Source organism: Microcystis sp. LE19-41.2A (assembly GCF_027530405.1).
Lineage (GTDB): Bacteria > Cyanobacteriota > Cyanobacteriia > Cyanobacteriales > Microcystaceae > Microcystis > Microcystis aeruginosa.
The window spans coordinates 1-5,691 of record NZ_JAPZQJ010000567.1 but is presented as its reverse complement, the minus strand read 5'-3'; the positions used below and the strand labels follow the sequence as shown (position 1 = coordinate 5,691).

The window sequence follows — 5,691 nt, the reverse complement described above, 5'->3', positions numbered from 1 at the left end:
ACTCCGAGACTCCGAGACTCCGAGACAGCTATCAGGGATCAGATTTGAATTTTTAGTTCACTGTTTACTGGTCACAGCAAAAAGCTTTTGGCTGACGGGTGACGGCTTGGATGTGTAATTAATTTTGCTTAGGTACTTAATGGTAAAACCCTTTGAAAATAAGGCTTTTGACCTGTTAAAATCCGATGTTAGTGCAAGAATATAGGATTGGGACATTCAAAAACCTTGCATTATCCTTCCTATAGTACATAAGCTGGTACAAAAAAAAGGAGGGCAACAAAGCCTGAAACGACCGACGACCGGCTACTGACGACCGACTCCTAACCCCACCAATAAACTTTTTCAGCAAACCCTAAATAAACCTTGACTAATGGGAATAACCAATAAATCCTGAGCTTCTTTTAATCGAGTAATCAAGGGAATTGTTCGAGAACGAATAAAAGGAGAAGCGAGAGCATCCGCTACCTCTAATAAAACAAAATCGCTGGTTACTAAAGAGGATTTATCTTGTTTTAATTGAGCTTTTTTTTATCTGTTTAGCTTGCTCATGAAAGGTGAGGGTGCAAGCAGTTAGATAAACTCACTGACCACCTTGCACTCCTACAAGGTTTCATCGGGATTAATGCCTAATTCTCTTAATCTTGCCGTTAATTGCTCAATTTTTTGTAAAGCCAGTTCTTTTTGTTGTCTTTCATATTCCTTTTGTTGTAAAGCCAGTTCTTTTTGTTGACGTTCAGATTCTTTGGCCTGTTTCTCCAGAAGAGCGGCTTCCTCAAGTGTTGGGATTAACTGACCCCTAGGACTAAAATAACGCAATTTATCGGCGTAGATACCTAAATATAAGCCCAATTCTTCACTCCATAACCAACCTTGCTGATTGGGTTCAATCGGTTGATATTTTCCCCTAATTAACGTAGATCCTTCAAACTCTAAACTATAGGGGTCAAACCAGAAATAATCAGGAGTCCTAAATGTATTTTGATAAATTTCTTTCTTTTCTTCCCTATCAGTCTTAGCGGTACTTTCAAAAGAGGATTTCTATAATCACATTAGGATATTTTCCCTCTTCTTGCCATACTACCCAACTTTTCCGGTTTTGGTTTCTAGTTGTTCCCAATACTACAAAAAAGTCTGGTCCTCTAAAGTATTCTGATTTTTTCTGATTGGGACTGTAGTAGATGGTTAAATTCCCGGTTGCAAAGTAATCTTCTCTATCTTGCCATAACCATTCTAGGCATTTTATCAACAAAATAATCTGAGTTAGATGTAAATTACTTTCCAATGGCGGTTCATCACTCCAAAATTCGCCCGTTGGGAAGATTATCTCATCTTTTCGGGCGGTTTGGCCAGGGGATAGGGGTTGAGTCGTAGTCATGGTTATCTGCTATGAATAATAAGCTGCCCGTGTATTTAAACTGCTTGTTGAGACGGGACAAGGGGCAACAGTAAAGGGATTGGGGAAGATTCAGCTAATCTAAGGATAGGCGGTTAAAATGCGTCTTAGCCTATTATTTGTGTTAATCTCATCTTTACAGATCAAAACCCTCAATCGTCTAAGGAGACAATGGCCGCTAATTCTCGGAATAAATCGCCCCTTTTTCTCGGCTGTTCTGGCAGAATCGCTATTTTTTGCCTCTTGATGTTATTATCGGCGGCAATAGGCTGGTTAATCGGGAAACAGTGGGTTAAACACAGCAATCAACCCCAAACCGTTAAACCCGTTTTTGCCACGGAGGAAAATAACTTTAATTCTGCCACAGATACGGCATGGCAACGGAAAGCCGAGATGAGAAAGCGCCGTCTAGAGTTGGGAATTGATGGTCAGTTTTTTAAAAATCTCGTCAATGAATTGTTTAGCCTTCGCTATGGGGATATCAAAGAGGAAAAACAGAAACAGGAACAAAGAGACATTTTAGCAGCAGAAATCCTCGATCGCTTAGAACGTCTCGATTCTGGCACTAGAGAAGCATTAGGTAGCTACGATGAGCAACAACGACAAAAATGGCGAGAACAAGTGAATCAGTTACGCTTAAGCAGTAAAGTCCTTAATTTACTCACTGATACCGCCTTTTTTCAGCTATTTACCGAATTGACAGAAAGACCAAATTTTGATAGCGGTCTAGGTCAACTGTGGAGTGGCTTGGCCTGGAATCAGTTACAATCTTTACAGTCTGGCCTATCTTACCAAGCGCTCGAAAGTTTAGACGCGGGGGGAGAGGAAGTTATCGAGGCAATTCTCAGCGAGGGGCAAGGAAAAGCCTATGCAATAAAATTGCGTTCCAGTAATCGGTTAGACTTAAATTTAGAGGCGGAAGGCGAAGTTTTACTATCTTTCTACTCTCCCACGGGTAATATTACCCTTTTAGACAAGTCTAGCGATCGGCAATGGTCCGGTCAATTACCCGAAGAGGGATTTTATGAATTAGTTATTCTCCCCCAATCTTCTACCCCCGTTCACTTTCGCTTGCAGTTAAAAGTAAGTCAATGACTTTAACCGTCAGGAGACAGGAGACAGGAGACAGGAGACAGTCGGCAGCTTTTTTCTCCCCAACCCCCCATCTCCCCACACCCTACACCCTACACCCTACACCCCACACCCTACACCCCACTTCCCCAACCCCTAATCTGCTTTTTTACTTTTTCCCATGTCTTTAACTTTCCAAGCTGTTATCGCTAAATTAAATGAATTTTGGTCTGATCGCGGTTGTTTAGTTGCTCAACCCTATGATACCGAAAAAGGTGCAGGAACCATGAGTCCCCACACTTTTTTAAGGGCAATTGGTCCGGAACCTTGGACCGTTGCCTATGTGGAACCCTGTCGTCGTCCAACGGATGGCCGTTATGGCGAAAATCCCAATCGTTTTCAGCATTACTATCAATATCAAGTCCTAATTAAACCCTCTCCTGATAATATTCAGGAAATCTATTTAGACTCCCTGCGGGTGTTAGGAATTCACCCAGAAGATCACGATATTCGCTTCGTGGAAGATAACTGGGAATCTCCCACCCTCGGCGCTTGGGGTGTGGGTTGGGAAGTGTGGTTAGATGGGATGGAAATCACCCAATTTACCTACTTTCAACAGTGTGGAGGTATCGATTGTCGTCCCGTGGCGATCGAAATTACCTACGGTTTAGAAAGATTAGCCATGTATCTGCAAGATGTAGAGGCAATTAATAAAATTCAATGGAATGAAAATATCCTCTACGGTGATATTTTCCTGCAAAATGAAATCGAACAATGTACCTACAATTTTGAGGCTTCTAATCCTGAGTTATTATTTAGTTTATTCAGTTTATATGAACAGGAAGCTAAACAATTAATCGATCGCTCTCTGGTGATTCCCAGTCTAGATTATGTTCTCAAATGTTCCCATACTTTTAATTTACTCGATGCTAGAGGTGTGATTGCTGTAGCTGAAAGAACCCGTTATATCGGCAGAATTCGCAATTTAGCTCGACAGGTTGCTCAATTGTATTTACAGCAACGGGAAGCTTTAGGTTTTCCCCTACAAACGGTTTAGCAATCAGTTATCAGTTATCAGATGGGAGTTTTCAGTTCACTGTTTACTGTTCACTGATAAAATCTCCCCAACCTCAAACCAGCAACCTTGTACCTCATAGGTGCGAGAATTAATATATTAAGTTTTGCAAACAGATGCAATATTTCGGGAATCTAACCCAGTTCTAGCTGTATATAATGGGTGACACTATATCTAGCAGGTAATTTCCCTCAAAAGACCCTTTTGTTGGAGGTAATTCTTTACTTTGACTAGCCTATTAGTGCCAGGAAAAAGACCACAATTTTTAAGTTCTAATTTTTTAGACAAGGAGTTACTTTGCTGACACCATCGCTACCCAAAAATGATCCTGATCCAGTCAAAAGACAAGATCTATTAAGACGACAAAAACAAGTGTACATTTATGATTCCGTTAATGGTATCACCCTCGTCAAAGATTTACCTACCCACGAAAACTTTTCTATTTCCTATCAAGTAATGCGGGGTAAAGGTTTCAGTGCTTTAATTGCCAATGGAGTCGCCACAAGAGTAGAAAATATCTTCGATCCCTTCGACACATTAGAAGATTACGAAGAACTTTTTCCTATCCTTCCCAAACCCACAAGCATTAAAACTTGGCAATCTAATACAGGTTTTGCCTACCAAAGATTAGCGGGAGCAAATCCCCTGGTAATTCGCGGGATTAGCAGCTTACCAGATAATTTCCCCGTCAGCGATGCCATCTTCCAAAAAGCCATGGGACCGGATAAAACCATTGACTCGGAAGCCGCTAAGGGTAACTTATTTCTAGCAGATTATGCCCCCCTAAACAACCTAACTTTAGGCAGTTATCAAAAGGGCATGAAAACTGTAACAGCACCTCTTGTCCTTTTCTGTTGGCGTGCTAGAGGTTTACGCGGTCAAGGGGGATTAGTACCTGTTGCCATTCAATTATATCAGGATCCGACCCAACCTAATCAGCGCATCTATACCCCCGATGACGGACTTAATTGGTTAATGGCGAAGATTTTCGTGCAAATTGCCGACGGAAATCACCATGAATTAGTTAGTCACCTCAGCCATACCCATTTAGTAGCGGAAGCTTTTGTTTTAGATACAGCTACCGAGTTAGCAATCAATCATCCTCTGGCAATTCTATTAAGACCTCATTTTCAATTTACCCTCGCTATTAATAGTTTAGCCGAGAGCGAGTTAATTAACCCTGGCGGATTCGTTGATCGTCTATTAGCGGGGACGCTAGAAGCATCTATCGAGATAATTAAGACTTCCTATCGTCAAAGATTGGATAATTTCGCCGATTATACCCTACCCAAGCAATTAGCCTTCCGCCAAGTCGATGATACCTCCCTACTACCAGATTACCCCTACCGAGACGATGCTCTCTTACTTTGGCAAGCAACGGAAACCTACGTCAAAGATTACCTAAGTCTTTACTATACTTCCGACGCGGATGTAAACGGGGATACAGAATTACAAGCTTGGGTGCGAAAATTGATGTCACCTGAAGGTGGAGGCATCAAAAAATTAGTTTCTGACGGAGAATTAGACACTTTAGCCAAATTAGTCGAAGTTGTCACCCAGATAATTTTTGTGGCCGGACCACAACACGCGGCGGTTAATTATCCTCAATACGATTATCTCGCCTTTTGCCCGAATATTCCCCTAGCGGGTTATCAATCTCCTCCCAAAGCAGCTGAGGAGGTGGATATAGATTATATTCTCCGTCTTTTGCCGCCCCAGTCCCAGGCCGCTTATCAATTGGAAATTATGCAGACTTTAACAGCTTTTCAATTTAACCGTTTTGGCTATCCATCCCGAAGTGCTTTCCCAGATCAACGCACTTACCCGATTTTGGCGGTTTTCCAAGCTAAATTAAAGGCGATCGAAAATGAGATTGATCGGCGCAATTCAACCCGATTTACGCCTTATATTTTCCTGAAACCCTCTCGCATACCCAATAGTATCAATATTTAGGGTCTGCTGAAAAAGTTTTTTGTGGGGGCAGGGTGTGGGTTGTGGGGTGTGGGGTGTAGGGTTTTACCCATTTTCAGACGGTCAATTACCTAATTTTCAGGGAAAAAGTCCAGGAATTTTCGCCCCGATCCCTCCAATGGCTGGCACTTTTTGAGGTCAAAAAAGTCTAAAAGTCTTATCCAACAAGGTTTTTAGATTT

The 5,691-nt window shown here is 41.8% G+C and carries 4 protein-coding genes and 1 pseudogene; 4 read left to right on the top strand and 1 reads right to left on the bottom strand.

Translation table 11 applies throughout. The features are described 5' to 3' along the window. Positions 1-600: 600 nt before the first annotated feature. Positions 601-1,375, bottom strand: a pseudogene (locus O9290_RS23955) (Uma2 family endonuclease). A 189-nt stretch (positions 1,376-1,564) separates the two neighbouring features. Between O9290_RS23955 and O9290_RS23950 the strand changes: the two are divergent. The 4 genes from O9290_RS23950 to O9290_RS23935 all read left to right on the top strand — a co-directional run bounded on the left by O9290_RS23950 (position 1,565) and on the right by O9290_RS23935 (position 5,492). After that, complete coding sequence (locus O9290_RS23950; RefSeq protein WP_288057130.1) at positions 1,565-2,488, top strand: serine/threonine protein kinase; 924 nt, start codon at positions 1,565-1,567, stop codon at positions 2,486-2,488. Continuing rightward, positions 2,485-2,655 carry a hypothetical protein gene (locus O9290_RS23945; RefSeq protein ID WP_287972114.1) on the top strand — a complete coding sequence of 57 codons (171 nt, stop codon included), beginning with the start codon at positions 2,485-2,487 and terminating at the stop codon, positions 2,653-2,655. Before O9290_RS23950 ends, O9290_RS23945 begins: the two co-directional genes overlap by 4 nt. Continuing rightward, a complete protein-coding gene (gene glyQ / locus O9290_RS23940) occupies positions 2,646-3,521 on the top strand; it encodes a glycine--tRNA ligase subunit alpha (protein WP_288057128.1) in 876 nt (291 codons plus the stop codon). The genes O9290_RS23945 and glyQ overlap by 10 nt, the downstream gene beginning before the upstream one ends. Positions 3,522-3,836: 315 nt before the next feature. Then, complete coding sequence (locus O9290_RS23935; RefSeq protein ID WP_288057125.1) at positions 3,837-5,492, top strand: lipoxygenase family protein; 1,656 nt, start codon at positions 3,837-3,839, stop codon at positions 5,490-5,492. Positions 5,493-5,691: the final 199 nt, after the last annotated feature.

What these genes read in the sequence shown, in the direction of transcription:
- O9290_RS23950 (WP_288057130.1), top strand. Translation starts at nt 1,565, where the DNA reads ATGGCCGCTAATTCTCGGAATAAATCGCCCCTTTTTCTCGGCTGTTCT.
- O9290_RS23945 (WP_287972114.1), top strand. Translation starts at nt 2,485, where the DNA reads ATGACTTTAACCGTCAGGAGACAGGAGACAGGAGACAGGAGACAGTCG.
- glyQ (WP_288057128.1), top strand. Translation starts at nt 2,646, where the DNA reads ATGTCTTTAACTTTCCAAGCTGTTATCGCTAAATTAAATGAATTTTGG.